Origin of the sequence: Streptococcus sp. E29BA, from assembly GCF_041807805.1 — a bacterium.
GTDB classification, from domain to species: domain Bacteria; phylum Bacillota; class Bacilli; order Lactobacillales; family Streptococcaceae; genus Streptococcus; species Streptococcus entericus.
The window spans coordinates 1-17129 of record NZ_JBGTZA010000037.1 but is presented as its reverse complement, the minus strand read 5'-3'; the positions used below and the strand labels follow the sequence as shown (position 1 = coordinate 17129).

The following is a 17129-nucleotide window of genomic DNA, read 5'->3' as shown; positions in this document are numbered from 1 at the left end:
AAGGACTTAGTCCTGTGCAATACAGAATTAAATCCTTTCAATAATATTTCTTGTCCAACTTTTGGGGGTCAGTACATGATTTCAAGGGCTTTTCCTTACTTTTCTTGTAAATCAGAGTATTCCCAGCTCATCTAATTGCTATCAACTGAGCCTTTGCTTGATAAGATCACGCAGTTCTCGGCGTTTAGCGATCCATAACGGACGATCATCATAGGCATAAGTCCGATTGGTCAGGAAAATCACCGCTTGCTGACGTCGTCGATTGATCATGATAAAGGGACCAGTGTAGCCTGTATGGTCGAGCCAGTCACCGTCAAGATTCCAGCCCAGAGAGCGCGGTTTATCTGGACTGCCATAGTTGGCTAATAAGTCCACTCCAAAATCTGCCATCAAATAATGCTCGCAAAAGCGCTCTAAATCGGTCACTATCGAAAAAAGACCAGCTGACCCTGCATGAACGCCCAAAACCTGAGCTTTAGGGTCATGAACCAGCCCGTCTGCTCTGCCATTGACCGTCAAAACAGCCCCTAAACGAGGACCAAAGCTGGTTTCTGCCATCCCAAGAGGTCGAAACACCCGCTCCTGAAACAACTCAGCTAAACTTTTTCCAAACAAGTCTTCTAGCATAAAACCTAACAACAAGAAGTTGATGTCCGTGTACAAGAAACGCTTATCCGTGGTGACGGTAATGTGGTTGATAGCCGCCCGTAACTCCCTTGCGCTCAGTTGGTCGCGGTTTGGGATATAAGGGTCAATACCTGAGGTGTGAGTCAGGAGCTGCCTGATCGTAACCGTCTCGTCTGCTACTTCAGGGTAATAACTTTTAAGTGGTTGATCAAGCTCTAGTGTCCCATCTGCCAACAGCTGGATAATTACCGTCCCCACACCGACTACCTTGGACACACTAGCGAGGTCATAGACTAAGCCAGCCTCAACAGGAGCCTCAGGGGCTACCTCACCGATGTACCACTCCTGCCATCGCCCTTTTTGGAAAATAGCCAAGCTAGCCCCCAGATAGAGATGTTCTGACCGCTGTTGGTTGATTTTATCAATAATTGCCTGCATCATTTGACAAACCACCAGTCCAGCCGACTTGGATCCGTCACAATGAGCGCGGTTTCCTTTTTATTGAGCGTCGTCTCTAGTCCCAAGTCTTTGCAAATGACTGCAAAAGAAGCAAGGTCGACAGTCTTATCAACGGAACATTCTACCATGCTGATGTCCCAGGTCTGGTCGTTATCAGCCTGCAAGTCAGCCCCCTGTGCTTCGTTCAGCTCGACAGACAAGGGCAGACAGTCATAAAACGAGAGAGAAACCGACCTGTCAGGGACATTCAATACCAGACGGTCTACGATGACATCCGATAAACCGTTGAAGCCAGAGTCAGCCAAAAGGTCTGGGTAAGGAACTGGCTCAAGGGTTGTGACATCATCTTCTCCATGCAATAGCAGACGATCCCCTTCTGGGGACAGGGCAGAGAAGGCATAGCCTGTTTGACCCTTATACACCCTCTCCACAGGTATTTTTCGTGCTAATAGCTCTGCTATTTCTGCCGTATCAGCCTTAAGCACCAAGGTGTGCAGCTTTTTAGGTCCATTGACTGCTCGCGTTCGATAAGATGGCGATTCTTCCAAAGTCAGTCGCGTCTCTCTCGCCGCATGTCCGCCTAAAAAAGCAAAGGCATTTTCCTCATGAAGCACTCGCAAACCAAGAATGTGCTCATAAAAATCCAGATTCCGCTGGCGATTGTTAACCCGAATATAGGGGGCAAGTAAGGCCATGTTTTCATTTTTTTTCATAGACTTATTTTAGACTAATTAGGCGATTTTGACAACTATTTCGACAGATGAGACAAGTTGCGGTATAATAGAGGTATTTCAACTGCAATCACCTCATTAGAAAGGGCAGGCCTGCTGATGTGGGCTCAACATGTCGCTCATTAACAAGAGGTGATTAGAAAACAAAAGGAGTTTCCATGCGTTACAATCAATTTAGTTACATCCCTGTCAATGAAAATAACCAGCTGGCGGATTTTACCCAACTCGGCTTTACCCTATCTGCAACAAAAACAGGCAAGGACAACCTAGACACCTTTGTCCGCGCGACATTCTTTCACTACCCGGATACCGATTACCCTGTCAGCCTCTTAGCGGCCGATCAGGAGACCGACCTCTTGACCTTCCTTCAGTCGGAACGTCCCCTGACCGAAGAGGTCTTCTACACGGTCGCTCTCCAGCTCTTAGGATTTGTGCCTGGGGTGGATTTTACTGACTGGACGGCATTTATTGACAAACTCGCCTTTCCGATTGCCTTTTCTGAGGGCAATTTATTGGCGAAACTCCACCAGTTGTTGGCCACACGGATGAAAACTGGTTTGACCTTGATTGACCATCTGGTTAGCCAGGGCTTACTGCCACTGGATAATGACTACCATTTCTTCAACGGCAAAAGCCTTGCGACCTTTGATACCAATAATTTGGTGCGTGAGGTGGTCTATGTGGATAGCCAGCTAGATACAGACGATGATGGGGAGACTGATCTCGTCAAGGTTAACATCATCCGTCCCAAAACATCTCACCAACTGCCAACCATGATGACCGCCAGCCCCTATCACCAAGGCATCAATGGCTCAGCCAGCGACAAGAAACTCTACAAGATGACAGGCAGTCTGACGGTCAAAGAAGCAGGTACGATTGCCGTTGACCCACATGAACCGACTTTCCCATCTGAACAAACCAGCATCCTGCCTGAAAGTCCTGCGACAGAAACCTTTGCTCACATCGGCAGCTACACCCTCAACGACTACATGCTGGCTCGAGGCTTTGCCAACATCTACGTGTCTGGTATCGGCACAGCAGGTTCGACAGGCTTTATGACCTCTGGCGACTACCAGCTCATCAGCTCCTACAAGAGTGTTATTGACTGGCTAAATGGTCGTGCCATCGCCTACACCAACCAAAAACGTGAACAGCAGGTGCTAGCGACTTGGGCGACAGGTGAGGTCACAACGACGGGGATTTCCTATCTGGGTACCATGTCTACAGGACTTGCCACGACGGGCGTTGACGGGCTCAAGGTCATCATCGCTGAAGCCGGCATCAGCTCTTGGTACGAGTATTACCGTGAGAACGGCTTGGTGTGCAGCCCAGGTGGTTATCCGGGCGAAGACTTAGACAGCTTAACCGCCTTAACTTACTCCCGAAGCCTCTTGGCAGGAGATTTTGTTCATAGCCGAGCGGTATATGACAAACGTCTCGAAGAACAAGCTCAAGCGCTTGACCGCGAGACAGGCAACTACAACCAGTTCTGGGAAAATCGCAACTACCTCCCTCATGCTCACAAGGTCAAGGCGACAGTGGTCTACACCCACGGCCTCCAAGACTGGAATGTCAAACCGCGTCAGGTCTATAACATTCTAAATGCCCTACCGGACACTGTGGACAAGCACGTCGTCCTGCATCAAGGACAACACGTCTACCTCAACAACTGGCAGTCCATCGATTTTCGTGAGAGCATCAATGCCCTCCTGACCCAAAAACTGCTCAAACAGAACAACGGTTATCATCTCCCAGCCGTCATCTGGCAGGACAACGCCGCAGAGCAGACTTGGCAGACCCTTGACCAATTTGGTCAAGACAAGACCATCCGTTTTGATCTTGGTCAAGGTGAGCAAACCATCCAGAACCAGTATGAGCAAGAGACCTTTGAGCGCTACGACAAGGACTTCAAGACCTTCAAAGCCGATCTTTTTGCAGACAAGGCTAACGCCATCTGCATCGACTTGCCAGTCACTCAAGCTGTGCTCATCAACGGTCAAGCCCAGCTTCATCTGACCCTCAAATCGTCAGAAAACCGTGGGCTCCTGTCTGCTCAGCTATTGCACCAAGGAAAAGTCAAACGCCACACGGATACCCCCGTGCCACTGGGTGCTGCCACTATCGACAATGGACAAAACTTTCAGCGCGAGCCTGTTCGTGAGTTGCCATGGGTGGAGACGGAACAGCGGATAATCACTAAGGGCGTGCTCAACCTACAGAACCGAGATGGGATTCTGACCGTGAGCGACCTGCCTGCGGACGATTGGATTAGCCTGACCTTTGATTTACAACCGACCATCTTCCGTTTAACTGAGGGTGATACGCTTCGGCTCCTGCTCTATACGACCGACTTTGAGCACACCGTTCGAGACAACAGCGACTATCAGTTAACGGTCGATTTGAGTCAGTCTAAACTTTATCTGCCTATTGACGCTTAATGTGGTATAATTGTTAAAACAGTGATATAGAAAGAGGACACCCAACATGATGAATATGCAAAATATCATGAAACAAGCACAAAAGATGCAAAAACAAATGGAAGCTAAACAGGCTGAGCTGGCTGGTACAACCTTTATTGGTAAGTCTGCTCAGGACTTAGTAACAGCGACCTTTACAGGCGATAAACAGCTGGTTAATTTGGAATTCAGCCCTGCTATTGTTGACCCAGAGGATATCGAGACCCTGTCCGACATGACTGCTCAGGCCATCAACGATGCACTTAACCAGATTGATGAAGCCACCAAGAAAACACTCGGTGCCTTTGCTGGTAAACTGCCGTTTTAAGTAAATGAAGACGCCTTTCTTTTCGGAAAAGGCGTCTTCATTTATCTGATTTACTGCTGACTGAAGGCACAGGCTCACTCCGCACTGAGAGTTAAGAGTTCTCGGAAAGGGACATGTTTTCTAATCGCGGTATCAGCGCTGTAGGTAGTAGACCAGAGCGGAGGGTAGGTTGAGATGACAAGACCATCCTTAACCTGCTCTGCCATTGGCTCCGCCCCAGCAAACCAAAAAGACTCATAAAAGAGGGGCACACGGTCACTCTGGGCCCATGTCAAAAAATGTGGGTAAGTCACTCCCAGACTAGGGTATCGGGAGCAAAATAATGAACCGTCTGCTGACCCTCGCACAGGGCAAACAGACCGCCAAAAGCATCAAGACCAATCAAGGTTTGGTCCGACGGATATACTGTGTGAAAGACTTGGTTGTGGGGTAACAGCCCTTCTTCAGCTCCTAGCACCAAGAGCCCATAGCCACAATAGTTGTCCTTGACCTGCAAGGGCTAGTTTAATAGGGTAGCAAGCCACATCATGCCTAGTCCTCAAAGAGCTCTGCCAGTCCCAAACCGACAAAGGGGTTATTGATGATTGTTTCTTGCTTGTCTAGCAAAAGGCGATTATCGTCGAACTCTTTGAACTGCTCATAGATTTTGGCAGTCATGCGGGCGTCTTCTAGACTATTATGACCCCGCCCCTTAATTTTGAGGAAGTCAGCTACACTTTGCAAACTCAAGCGGGCAATCCCATTGAGATCCGTGCTACGGCGCTCAAAAGCCTCGTCATAGACGTCGACCACATACTGTCCTGTCACATCTAAACCATAAGTCTGCAAAATCGGCAGGTCACTCTTGTGAGCATTGTAGCCAATAAGTGCAGTGTCGCTAACAAACGCAGCAAAGTCAGCCACCACCTGTTCAGCAGGCGGTGCGGTCTGAATCTTATCACTGGTGATGCCTGTCAGCCCATTGATAAAGCTCTTGAGAGGCTGGTCAGTGTGCACATAGCTATCAAAATGAGCCTGTTCCTGACCATCAACAAATTTCACTGCTGACACTTGCAAGAGATCGTAGTGACCGTCCTTGCGTTCGATAAATTCCAAATCAAAAGCAATGTAAGTCTCTAACTGTTCCATGATTACCCTTTCTAATGGTGAGAAAAGAGCGGGTTGCCCTGCTCTTCTTTTTTATTTCCCAAATAAACGAGCGAAAAATCCTTTATTGACAGGTTCAACAAGAACGTCCTCTGCCTCGATGACCTCATCTTTTTTCTCCGCTTCAGTCTTGACCTGATCAAGTTCCAATTTTAGCGTATCACGCTCCTTGAGCGCCGTTAGGGTCAACTGTTGTTGCTGGTCAATCTGCTTGTCTTTTTCTGCGATCTGCACATCTTTGACCTTGAGTTGCTCACTCAAAGCCGCCATCTGGGCATCCTTGGCCTTGAGTTGCTCGTAGAGCCGCGTAATTTCCGTGTTTTTCTCATCCACCAAAATCTCAAAAAACTCACGATGCTTGGCTTCTTCGCTAATCGGCTCATCCTCAAAAATGGTCTTCTTGTAAATCTCCTCCAGCTTAATCAAGCCTGACCGTTTCACGACCGTCACGCCCTTATCGTTTTTCTCGATGTCCTCTTCCGCCAAGGTCTTAATCCGATTGTTGATGGCTTGGCGACTAACACCCAAAATCTCTGCCAGCTCACTGACGGTTTTTTCTACTGTCATAAGTCCTATTTTCCTCGTCTTTTCTTAACAAAATCATAACACACCCCCTATCATTTGTCAACTTTTCCTATGGTTTTGGGTAATCGCCCAATAGCAGAGCTGACCAGTTTGTGGTACAATAGCAGTATGAACAAACTACTTTTAATCGACGGCTCTTCCGTCGCTTTCAGAGCCTTTTTTGCCCTCTATAACCAGATTGATCGCTTCAAAAATGCCAACGGTCTTCACACCAATGCCATCTACGGTTTCCACCTCATGCTGGACAGCCTGCTGACTCGCCTCCAGCCGACCCATGTCTTGGTAGCTTTTGATGCTGGCAAAACCACCTTTCGGACAGCGTTCTACGCCGACTACAAGGCTGGTCGTGCCAAGACCCCAGACGAGTTCCGTGAGCAGTTTCCCTACCTGCGGGAGCTCCTGACGGCACGCGGCATCGCCTACTACGAGCTGGCAGATTATGAGGCGGATGATATTATCGGGACTTTGGCGACAATGGCAGAGCAGGACAGTCAGGACTTTACCATCACCATTGTCAGCGGGGATAAGGACTTGATTCAGCTGACAGATGCCAATACCACCGTTGAAATTTCTAAAAAAGGGGTCGCCGAGTTTGAAGCCTTCACCCCAGCCTACCTGCTGGAAAAAATGGGGCTAACGCCTGAGCAGTTCGTCGATCTCAAAGCCCTCATGGGGGACAAATCCGATAACATCCCTGGTGTCACTAAAATCGGTGAAAAAACAGGCATCAAACTCCTCCTCGAACACGGCAACCTAGACGGGATTTATGCCAACATCGACCAGATGAAGCCCAGCAAGATGAGGGACAACCTCGTCAACGACCGCGACCAGGCCTTTCTCTCTAAACGGCTAGCCACCATCAACACCAACGCTCCTCTGACCATCGGACTTTCGGACATTAAACTGAAACAGCCTGACCTTGACCACCTCAGCCGTTTTTACGATGAAATGGGCTTCCGCCAGTTCAAGGCTGGACTGGCCGAGCTAGACGACACTGGCAGGTCTCGTGAAGTGGTTGAGGTGACCTACACCGAGGTGACTGAACTATCAGAGGAGATGCTGACAGAGGACATGTTTCTCCATCTGGAGATCTTAGGAGACAACTACCATGTCGAGCCGATTGTCGGACTTGCTTTTGGCAATCAAGACCAGATCTATGTCTCCACAGATACTAGCCTCTTGCAGTCAGATCTGTTTAGGGACTTCCTCAGCCGACCCGTCAAGACCTATGATGCCAAACGGGTCAAGGTGCTGCTGGCTGGTCTAGGCGTGGACATGGCAGCAGCTCGTTTTGATAGCCGTTTAGCCAGCTACCTGCTGTCAACTGTTGAGAACAATGACATCTCAACCATTGCTAAGCTCTACGGTGACTTTCCACTGTCGGACGACCTCGAGGTCTATGGCAAGGGGGTCAAGCGCGCCCTGCCTGAACGCCCTGTCCTGCTCAGCCATTTAGCCAAAAAACTCCAAGTGTTAGTTAGCACCGAAGAAGTGCTACGCACCAAGCTAGAGGAGCAGGGACAGACTGCCCTCTACATGGACATGGAGCTACCGCTAGCGAATGTGCTAGCTAAAATGGAAATCGCCGGCATCCATGTGGAGCGTGAGGTGCTGGAGGCCATGCAAGTGGACAACCAAGTGGTGATCGACCAGCTGACGCAGGAGATTTACGACCTAGCAGGGCAGGAGTTTAACATCAACTCACCTAAGCAGCTGGGCACGCTCCTCTTTGAGACCTTGGGCTTGCCGACTTGGGCGACTAAGAAGACCAAGACCGGCTATTCCACTGCCGTTGATGTCTTGGAAAAGCTGGCGCCTGAAGCGCCAATTGTGGCGAAAATCCTCGAGTACCGCCAGATTAGCAAGATCCAGTCAACCTACGTTATCGGGCTTCAAGACTACATCATGTCAGATGGCAAAATCCATACCCGTTATGTGCAGGATTTAACCCAGACAGGGCGTTTGTCGTCAACCGACCCCAACCTGCAAAATATCCCTGTTCGTCTGGAACAGGGCAGGTTGATTCGTAAAGCCTTTAAGCCAAGTGAGGGGCAGGTGCTCTTGGCCTCTGACTATTCTCAGATTGAGTTGCGCGTGCTGGCTCACATTTCCCAAGACGAGCATCTGATTGAGGCCTTCAAGCAAGGCGCAGACATTCATACCTCAACAGCCATGCGGGTCTTTGGCATTGACAAGCCTGAAAATGTGACGGCAAACCATCGTCGCGATGCCAAGGCCGTCAACTTCGGCGTGGTCTATGGGATTTCGGATTTTGGCTTGGCTAATAACTTAGGTATCACCAGAAAGGCCGCCAAGGACTACATTGATACCTATTTTGAGCGTTTCCCTGGTATCAAGCGTTACATGGACGAGATGGTTGCTCAAGCCAAGGAACAGGGCTATGTGGAGACCCTCTTTCACCGCCGTCGCGAGCTGCCAGATATTCACTCGCGCAACTTCAACGTCCGGAGTTTCGCCGAGCGCACGGCCATCAACTCACCGATTCAGGGGTCTGCTGCAGACATTCTCAAGGTTGCCATGATTAACCTAGATAAGGCCCTGACCGCTGGTGGCTATCAGGCACGTATGCTCCTTCAGGTGCACGACGAGATTGTCCTTGAGGTGCCAATAGCAGAGCTGGATGCTGTTAGCCAACTGGTCACCGAGACCATGCAGTCTGCCATCGAGTTATCTGTGCCCCTCATCGCTGAAAGCAGTTCAGGAGAAAACTGGTACGAGGCGAAGTAACACAGCCATAGAAACTAAAGGAGCACAAACATGGCCAAATATGGTGATTTACAGGCTAAATACCCAGACCTAGAGGTCTGGGTACATCCTGCTGAATATGCAGATTTATATGATTTGACGGTTCGGGGGATTAAGACAGCGACCAGTTCTTGGTATGCGGAATACGCCTCGCCAGATGAGCTGGATCAACCAGGTGACCGATTCATTATGTTAGACAATCCTGAACACCCCACTCAGGAAGTCCTGCTTGAAACGGTAAAGGTCATCATCGAACCGTTTAATGCGACCTCAGAAGAGACAGCGTGGTGCAATGCAGAAGGTGACGGCACAGTTGCTGACTGGCAACAGATTTTCGGTGACTTCTGGCAGCGGCATCTGCCAACTGTCGGACTGGACTTTTCAGAGACAGGTTTAGTTGTCACAGAATTTTTTAAAGTTGTTGAACAATAGAAGTTCTCTAATGGGATAGATTGTAAAAAATAATAAAATTAGTCTACTGATTTATTGAAGTGAGAAAGAGATATTTTCTCACTTCAATTTTTATTATCTTGGTACAGCTTACATGTGATATAATAAAGTATAAAACTAAAGGAGAACTTGGCGAATGGTGCAGCTCAAGATTATTAGTCACCCTTATGAAAAACAAATTGCTTTTCAAAAGTGGGAAGAAGAGCAACAAGTTTGGGAAAATATCACCTATCAACAAAATAGTAATAGTCAACTAATTTCTGATCAAATTAAAACAGCCTTTTTCCCTTTCAAGGTTAGGGAAATCGTGGACATCTTAATTACAGAGTACGATGATGGACAAGAGATCGAACTAATTTTTGAAGGAACCGCAGAAGAATTTAAGGAGTTACACACCCTTATCAAGCATCATTCCCATGAAGCTTCATTAAATTTAACAAAATCATCTCTCCGTTTACAAAATGCTCGTACAATTTTGCCAAGAGTAATCACGATTTTTGAGGGGGTTAAACAATTAATTACAACTGATGAAGTGGTTAATCGTGACATAATGCAGTTTAAAGAGGCAGCTAGTGATGTGATCCCTGTGGTTGTTTTGGGAAATTATAGTGTTGGAAAATCCAGTCTTATCAATGCCTTGATTGGGGAAGATTTATTGCCTAACAGTGATAGTCCTGCAACCGCAAAAATTATCGATATTCGTCCATCGGATAAAGAAGACGTCTGGGAATTGGCTTTTGAACTCAATCAAGAACCAATTAAACTGAGTTATAAGCGAGACCAGTTTATTTTTACTGAAGGAAGTGAGAGAATCGAAGCAGACTTTCCTGAACTGAAAGAGATGGTATTTTCTACTCATTCAAATAGTCCGCAACAGGTGTTTCAACGTTTCTTAGGCTATTTAAATGAGTCTCCTCAAACAGACGAACGACACATCTCAGAATTGGTTCAAGTTAGAATTCCAATTACTCAAGGTGTCCTGGGGCAGCCTGATCATCGTTTTGCCATCTTTGATACGCCAGGATCCAACTCTTCATCAAATCAAAACCACCTAGAGGTGCTTAAACAAGCCATGTCTAATATGAGTAACGGTGTTATTCTCTTCGTAACAGATTACACTTCTTTAGATGCACTGGATAATATGGCACTTTACCGTGAGCTGAGCCAGCAAGTGGATATTGATACTCGTTTTACTATCTTGGTTGTCAATAAAGCTGATCAGATTGATTTTTCTGATTTTGATGAAACTAAAGTTCTTAGTCAGGCACTACCAAAGCAGCTTTATTCACAAGGACTATATTTTGTATCACCAGTAATGGGGCTTGGACATAAAACAGCAGGACAATTCACAGATTATACCTATGATCGGATCTTCAAAAAATCTTTAGATGAATTTACCAATCCAACTTCCCCTTACTATCAAGAGCTTTATCGCTATATGATCGTTCCAGAACAGTTGAAAAAAGCAAAAATTGAACAGGCAAAACAGGTGACAACAGATGCTTTGTTATTTGCTAACAGCGGTTTGCTCAGTCTGGAGCAAGAGTTGGATACTTTTGCTCGTTATTATTCTCCTTATAATAAATGCCAGCAAGCCAAGCTTTATTTGGAAAAGACTATTTTAACAACTGAGCAGAATATTACCCACCTAACAGAAGAGCTAGAGGAAGAAGCTAATCGCTTAGCAGATAAACTAGAAAGTGAAAAGAATGATTTAATCAATCGAACAACTAGAAAAGGCAAAGAGCAGCTGATGGATTTACTTGATGTTCATCACTCCTCTCTTCAAGCCTTGCTATCATCTCCCAATATCACGTTGACTGCTGAAAAATTAGCTGATTTGTGTGAACAAGAATATCAGAATAAGAAAAAATCTGCTGGTCTTGAACAATTTAGAAAGGATAAAGATCAGAACTGGAAAAATCTACAACATCATTTTTCTAACCTTGGTTCGCATATCAAATCTGCTCTTGACGAGCGTGACATTACAATTCTCAAACAAACTTTTGACCAAATCCAAGAAGATACTAAAGAAAGTTTCAAAGGTTCAGAAGCCTATGGGAAGAAAAAACGCCAAATCTTCGAGGAAGTCTCTCAATCCTTACTGAATGATGCTCAAGCGATTTTTGATAAGGATTGGCAAGAGACACGGCAGCTCCTTTTTTCTAAGTCTGCCCAAGAACTGGAACAAGCTTGTCTAAATTTGAAACAACGGCTGGCATTTGAGATTGGTTTAACAGACACATTGCCGTTTGATAAGCGCGAGGAAATAAAAGAGCTCATTTTATCTCATGAATCCCTCCAGCTAAAGCATCATATTCGCTTTGATAAAGAAAAAGTAGTACAGGGGTTTAAATTAGGTGATGTACATTTATTTGGAAATCCCTATAAGCTTGACCTTGATAAATTAGTGAAATTATACCATCATACATTATTAAAAGAAATTAAGCTATTTTTTGAGACTTTAGTGACAGACCACCGACAAGCTATTCATCATTGGTTAGAGCAACTATTGTCCTTAATCAATAGCCATATTACTGAATTTAATCCTGAGTTACGCGAAACACATCAATTATTGATTGACAAACAAGAATGTATAGCACATTACGAAGCAGTATTAAGGCAGTTAAAAAACTATTCAGAAGAGCTGATAAGCCTAATGAGTTTTGAAGATAGGAGACAAGGGGAAATTTAAGATGGGAATTAAGAGAATAATCCAGAATACAGCTGGTAAGGCTGCGGATGCAATCAGTCATTTATCTGCTTTAAGCCCTGAGCAACTGCAACAATTACAGGAGAAGCAAGACACCTACCTAGCAGAGAAACCAGAACTTGATAGTCAAGACAGCAAAGAGCAAATCAGTCGTCTTCTGGCTAAACATGCAACAGATATTTACCATGCATACCTTTCTCAATTAAAAGAACTCTACCTACCACTAGAAAGGCGAGCTGAATATGACAAAGACTTTCGTCCAAGTACAAATATTCGCTACATCAATATTACCAAATGGGTAACAGATAAAACTGAAAATAGTCTAGAGAAACTGGTCAACGTTTACGATGTTCTATCTAATGAAGCTTGTAACATCTCGTTGGTTTTTCACCGACAAAAAAATCAGACCAAAGTCTACCTGGCAGTGACCAACACAGCGAATGCAAACAACAATGTTGATGTGGATAGCTATCGAAGACGCCTAGAGTCTGCCATCAAAGGGAATTTTCCTGGTTCAACGTGGGCAAAAGAGATTGGTCGTGGTCAATTGCCTTGTTTCAACGAACATACTTCCTACTCTGTTGCAACAGCTTCAAATATTCCAACGGAGAAATCTCAACAGTTTATCAGCCAAACTATCGAAAAACTCTTAGATGGCTTTGTACCTGAAACCTTTGAACAAGAATATGTGCTAGTCCTTCTAGCAACGCCGATTCGTGACCTTGCAGAACGAAAATTGATGTTATCCCAGATTTATTCAGACCTTGCTCCCTATGCATCTTGGCAAACAAACTTTACTCTCAATGAATCACAAGCACTCGGTTCATCTGCAACAGTCGGTCTCAATCTTGGTGGCAGTGCTGGAAGACAGACAGGCAATAACACAGCAAACACAGTTAGTGAGGGACTGACTGACACAGAAGGGAAGACCGAATCACTAACCAATACTAAGGGAAAAAGTAACTCGAAGGGCGGCTCTTTGGGAGGTTCTTTGAGAGGTCCTTTGGGCAGTGCTTTGGGCGTTTCTTTGGAGGGAGGTATTAATTGGTCAGAAACAAGTTCGACAGCAAAATCCTTGGCCAAGGGAGTGACAAAAACAGTTGCAAAGACAGCTTCCAACGCCGTGACAACAGGTGCTTCCAACGCTCTAAATTTTGGGATTAATTTCGGTGCCAACTTTGCCAGAAGTTCTAATGTCACAGCAACAATTGGAAAAAACGAAGGAATTATTCAAACCTTTACCAATCATACCGTTAAGCATACCCTAGAACTTTTAGATAAAGAAGCCAAACGCTTGGAACAAAGTACAGCGTTAGGAATGTGGGAGTTTGCTGCCTATGTCCTCAGCGAAGACCCAACCATGGCCAACAATGTTGCCCATTCGTATCTAGCCTTAACACAGGGAGAAGAGTCTCATCTCTCACAAACAGTTGTAAACCTTTGGAGAGGCGATGTGAGCGAAGAACGAGCTCAAGCTCAAGAAATAGTTGCTTACTTAAAAGATTTGCGACACCCTATTTTTGCCCTTAATCCAGAATTAATTGAGGAAGATGAAACTTTTTTGGTTTATCCTCCTCTTGTCACAGCGACAACGGCTTTGTCTGGAAAAGAGTTAGCTTATTCGCTTAATTTTCCAAAAACCTCCATCGCGGGCTTGCCTGTTTTATCCTGTGCTGCTTTCGGTAGGAATATCAACTCCTATGAAGATCCTATTGGCGAGAGCATCAATCTGGGTAGGATTTTCCATATGACCCATGCTGAACATCTATGCGTACCGCTTGGATTAAATTCCTTGGCCTCTCATACCTTGATTACAGGAAGCACAGGAACTGGTAAGAGCAACACGATTTACACCATTCTTGAAAATAGTCGTCGTCAAGGCATTAAGTTTTTAGTCATCGAACCTGCCAAAGGGGAGTACAAGCAGGTTTTCGGAAATGATGACGATGTCTTTGTCTATGGAACCAATCCGACTATTAGTCCGCTCTTACAAATTAACCCATTTGCCTTTCCAGAAGGTATCCATATTTTGGAACATTTGGATCGTTTAATTGAACTTTTTAATGTTTGTTGGCCAATGTATGCTGCAATGCCTGCGGTACTTAAAAATGCTGTCGAGCAAGCCTATCAAGACTGTGGATGGAATCTGCTGACCTCAGTAAATCAGTATAGAATCTATCCAACCTTTGATGATATTATTCGAAATATCAAGACTATCATTAATAGCAGTGAGTACGATAACGAGAGCAAAGGAGCTTATAAAGGAGCCTTGTTAACACGCTTGACTTCTTTAACAACGGGTCTGAATGGCCTTATCTTTACAGATAAAGGGTTATCGGACCAAGCTCTATTTGATGAAAATGTTATCGTTGATCTCAGTCGGGTCGGCTCAACAGAGACAAAGTCACTCATTATGGGGATACTGGTCTTAAAATTGCAAGAATACCGCTTGACCAATACAACTGACCTAAATAGACCCTTGCAACACCTTACTGTTTTGGAAGAAGCTCATCACTTGTTGAAGAAAACATCATCAGAGCAGATAATGGAAAGTGCTAACCTAGTCGGAAAAAGCGTTGAGATGCTGGCAACGAGCATTGCTGAAATGAGAACCTATGGAGAGGGGGTTATCATTGCTGATCAAGCACCAGATCTATTAGATAGGTCAGTTATCCGTAATACCAATACAAAAATTATCTTGCGGTTACCAGATTTTTCAGATCGTCAGTTAGTTGGAAAATCAGCTAATCTAACGGACGATCAGATTATTGAACTAGCAAAACTTCCTAAAGGAGTGGCAGCTGTTTATCAAAATGACTGGCTGGAACCCGTCTTATGCCAAATTGATAAGACGACGCTCAAAGAAAAAATCTACAATCATACCCCACAACCCGTAGTACTAGATGATGAAAAAGGAAAAGTTCTTTTATTGTCCTATCTGAGTGCAGAACCTGATGAACGTGCCATGATAAATGAGACAGATATAAACATTTTAGTTTCCAATCTATCTATTGACGGATTGACTAAACGGAGAATTCTGAACTGGTTCTTAGAGCAATCACTTGATGGCAACATGGTAGAGTATGCCGCAATCGTTGGACAGCTTTACCCAGAGCTCATTTCGCTGATTCGTCAGTTAGATGAAAAAAGTACGGAAGCAGAACAGATAACAGTTATACTTCGTCAAACCATTGATGAGTTGCTACTGGATGTTGTTGCAGAGCAGACGAGACGAGATGTATTGCAGGCAGCAGTAACGCATTATTATTTGCATGAGTTAAAGGATGAGCAAGCTCTTCAACGATGGGCTCACAAAGGAGGATTCTAAGCAATGGTACTTGAACAGCTAGCCAAAACCCTAGTAGTAGAAGCAAAGGAAAGTATTGGTGAAGTTGCTCGCAAGGTTGGTGATGCAACAGATAACTTTTTTGACCAAGAAAAGCGCCTCAATCCTGTGGAGAAGAGTCCTTCACATCATTATGATGGGTTGACTCCTCTAGAGAAAGTAATTGGTTGGTCGAAAGATTATCCCTTATCCGTATTAGATGCTATGTATAGTGGTCAGGAACTGAAACATTATATGGATTTGAAACTTGTTCCAAAACCATTTGCCAAAACAGAAATGGGACAAGAGAGGTATGTGCTAGTCCCTCAACAATTGGAGATGACAACTAAAGTTGATTCGTTTGGTCGGACCAATCAAGAAAGACTGGATAACGGTCTTTTGCCGATAAAAGATGGAAAGATTCTCGAATGTCATCATATTGGTCAAGAAAACGGAGGGCACTACGCCTTACTGACTAAGGAAGAACATCGTAAAAATAGATTTAAATCTCTTTTGCATAACCCAGCAAAAGAAGGTGTTGATCATGGCCTCGCGTTTATAACAGATAAAAAGTTAATATCCAGAGCCATTAGTGACGGAGATGAATATGTTACAAGTAATTGAAGAAATAAAGAAAATACACCCTCTTTATCACAGTTCTCCTGCTAGTTCAGAACAGATTAAGCAGGCGGAGAGTGAATTGCAACTGACGTTCTCAGATGACTTTAAAACTTACTTGAGCCATTTTGGGGCAGTTAGCTTTGAAGCAACTGAATGGATGGGGTTGAATGTTGATGACTATTGCCATGTGGTAGTTGCAACACTAGAAGCCCGAAAATATAACGAACACTTCCCAAAAGATAAATTTATCGTTGAAGATTGGCACATGGACAACTATTTTATCTTATCGGATAAATCTGGTAACATTTATTCATGGGACAATGGTACTGAGGCTATGGCATATGAGTCATTACTAGATTATCTCAAGAGTTGCCTTAACAGAGCATCTAGCAAATAAAGGAGACCACACATGACTTACACCTTCCAGAACCCACCTCAAGAGGTGATATTCGATTATATCAAGCAAACCAAGATCATCGCGGTGGTTGGGTTATCTGACCGCACAGAGACAGCTGCTTACCGCGTTAGTCAACTCATGCAGGAGGCTGGTTTTACCATCATTCCAATCAATCCAAAGCTTGCTGGGGAAAAAATCCTCGGTGAGACAGTCTATGCTAGACTGCAAGACGTGCCTGTCCATATCGACATGGTCAATGTCTTTCGTCGCAGTGAATTTCTGGCAGATGTTTCTAGAGATTTTCTCGAAACTGACGCTGACATCTACTGGGCACAGCTCGGTCTCGAGAGTGAAGACGCAGAAAAACTCCTGCGTCATGCTGGTCGCGATGCCATTGTCATGAACAGGTGCTTAAAAATCGAGTACCTTAAGATGGCATAAGGGCATCAAAATAGGCTCTTTGTCAACTGTAGTGGGTTGACCCACTTAACACCGAGAGAGGACAGTTCTTGTCTTCTCTCGTTT

At 45.0% G+C, this 17129-nt stretch carries 15 protein-coding genes; 9 read left to right on the top strand and 6 right to left on the bottom strand.

The genetic code is table 11. From position 1 onward, the window contains the following. Nucleotides 1-141: 141 nt before the first annotated feature. Entirely contained in the window at nucleotides 142-1068 is a 927-nt protein-coding gene (locus ACERC8_RS08450) for a serine hydrolase domain-containing protein (RefSeq protein WP_373659456.1), read from the bottom strand. Next, nucleotides 1065-1799 carry a CppA N-terminal domain-containing protein gene (locus ACERC8_RS08445; RefSeq protein ID WP_373659455.1) on the bottom strand — a complete coding sequence of 245 codons (735 nt, stop codon included), beginning with the start codon at nucleotides 1797-1799 and terminating at the stop codon, nucleotides 1065-1067. The genes ACERC8_RS08450 and ACERC8_RS08445 overlap by 4 nt, the downstream gene beginning before the upstream one ends. Nucleotides 1800-1975: 176 nt before the next feature. Between ACERC8_RS08445 and ACERC8_RS08440 the strand changes: the two genes are divergently transcribed. Then, complete coding sequence (locus ACERC8_RS08440) at nucleotides 1976-4255, top strand: Xaa-Pro dipeptidyl-peptidase (protein WP_373659453.1); 2280 nt, start codon at nucleotides 1976-1978, stop codon at nucleotides 4253-4255. Nucleotides 4256-4301: 46 nt separating this feature from the next. After that, the gene (locus ACERC8_RS08435) at nucleotides 4302-4601 is read left to right on the top strand and encodes a YbaB/EbfC family nucleoid-associated protein (protein ID WP_018367568.1); all 300 of its coding nucleotides are present in this window, start codon (nucleotides 4302-4304) and stop codon (nucleotides 4599-4601) included. A 74-nt stretch (nucleotides 4602-4675) separates the two neighbouring features. Here ACERC8_RS08435 and ACERC8_RS08430 read toward each other — a convergent pair whose 3' ends face one another. Genes ACERC8_RS08430 through ACERC8_RS08415 form a run of 4 tightly spaced genes read right to left on the bottom strand, consistent with a single transcriptional unit; the run spans nucleotide 4676 to nucleotide 6314 of the window. Beyond that, nucleotides 4676-4876, bottom strand: a complete 201-nt coding sequence (locus ACERC8_RS08430) for a hypothetical protein (protein WP_373659452.1) — start codon at nucleotides 4874-4876, stop codon at nucleotides 4676-4678. A gap of 14 nt (nucleotides 4877-4890) precedes the next feature. Continuing rightward, complete coding sequence (locus ACERC8_RS08425; RefSeq protein WP_373659450.1) at nucleotides 4891-5097, bottom strand: hypothetical protein; 207 nt, start codon at nucleotides 5095-5097, stop codon at nucleotides 4891-4893. A 35-nt stretch (nucleotides 5098-5132) separates the two neighbouring features. Further along, nucleotides 5133-5729: a 3'-5' exonuclease gene (locus tag ACERC8_RS08420; protein ID WP_373659449.1), complete on the bottom strand. Its 597-nt coding sequence runs from the start codon at nucleotides 5727-5729 to the stop codon at nucleotides 5133-5135. A 51-nt stretch (nucleotides 5730-5780) separates the two neighbouring features. Continuing rightward, the gene (locus tag ACERC8_RS08415; protein ID WP_018367566.1) at nucleotides 5781-6314 is read right to left on the bottom strand and encodes a DUF536 domain-containing protein; all 534 of its coding nucleotides are present in this window, start codon (nucleotides 6312-6314) and stop codon (nucleotides 5781-5783) included. Between the two features lie 126 nt (nucleotides 6315-6440). On the opposite strand from ACERC8_RS08415, the gene polA reads away from it, so the two are divergent. From polA to ACERC8_RS08380, 7 genes are all read left to right on the top strand, one after another. Next, nucleotides 6441-9080, top strand: a complete 2640-nt coding sequence (gene polA / locus ACERC8_RS08410; protein ID WP_373659448.1) for a DNA polymerase I — start codon at nucleotides 6441-6443, stop codon at nucleotides 9078-9080. Between the two features lie 30 nt (nucleotides 9081-9110). Beyond that, on the top strand, nucleotides 9111-9530 hold the full coding sequence (locus ACERC8_RS08405) for an ASCH domain-containing protein (protein ID WP_373659447.1): 420 nt from the start codon (nucleotides 9111-9113) through the stop codon (nucleotides 9528-9530). Between the two features lie 154 nt (nucleotides 9531-9684). Beyond that, entirely contained in the window at nucleotides 9685-12243 is a 2559-nt protein-coding gene (locus tag ACERC8_RS08400) for a dynamin family protein (protein WP_373659445.1), read from the top strand. 1 nt (nucleotide 12244) lies between these two features. Then, nucleotides 12245-15589, top strand: coding sequence for a helicase HerA domain-containing protein (locus ACERC8_RS08395; RefSeq protein ID WP_373659444.1), 3345 nt, complete (start codon nucleotides 12245-12247; stop codon nucleotides 15587-15589). 3 nt (nucleotides 15590-15592) lie between these two features. Next, nucleotides 15593-16210 carry an HNH/ENDO VII family nuclease gene (locus ACERC8_RS08390; RefSeq protein ID WP_373659443.1) on the top strand — a complete coding sequence of 206 codons (618 nt, stop codon included), beginning with the start codon at nucleotides 15593-15595 and terminating at the stop codon, nucleotides 16208-16210. Then, entirely contained in the window at nucleotides 16194-16604 is a 411-nt protein-coding gene (locus ACERC8_RS08385) for an SMI1/KNR4 family protein (RefSeq protein WP_373659442.1), read from the top strand. The genes ACERC8_RS08390 and ACERC8_RS08385 overlap by 17 nt, the downstream gene beginning before the upstream one ends. Before the next feature lie 12 nt (nucleotides 16605-16616). After that, nucleotides 16617-17045 (top strand): CoA-binding protein, encoded by a 429-nt coding sequence (locus tag ACERC8_RS08380; protein WP_373659441.1) that lies wholly within the window; start codon nucleotides 16617-16619, stop codon nucleotides 17043-17045. Nucleotides 17046-17129: the final 84 nt, after the last annotated feature.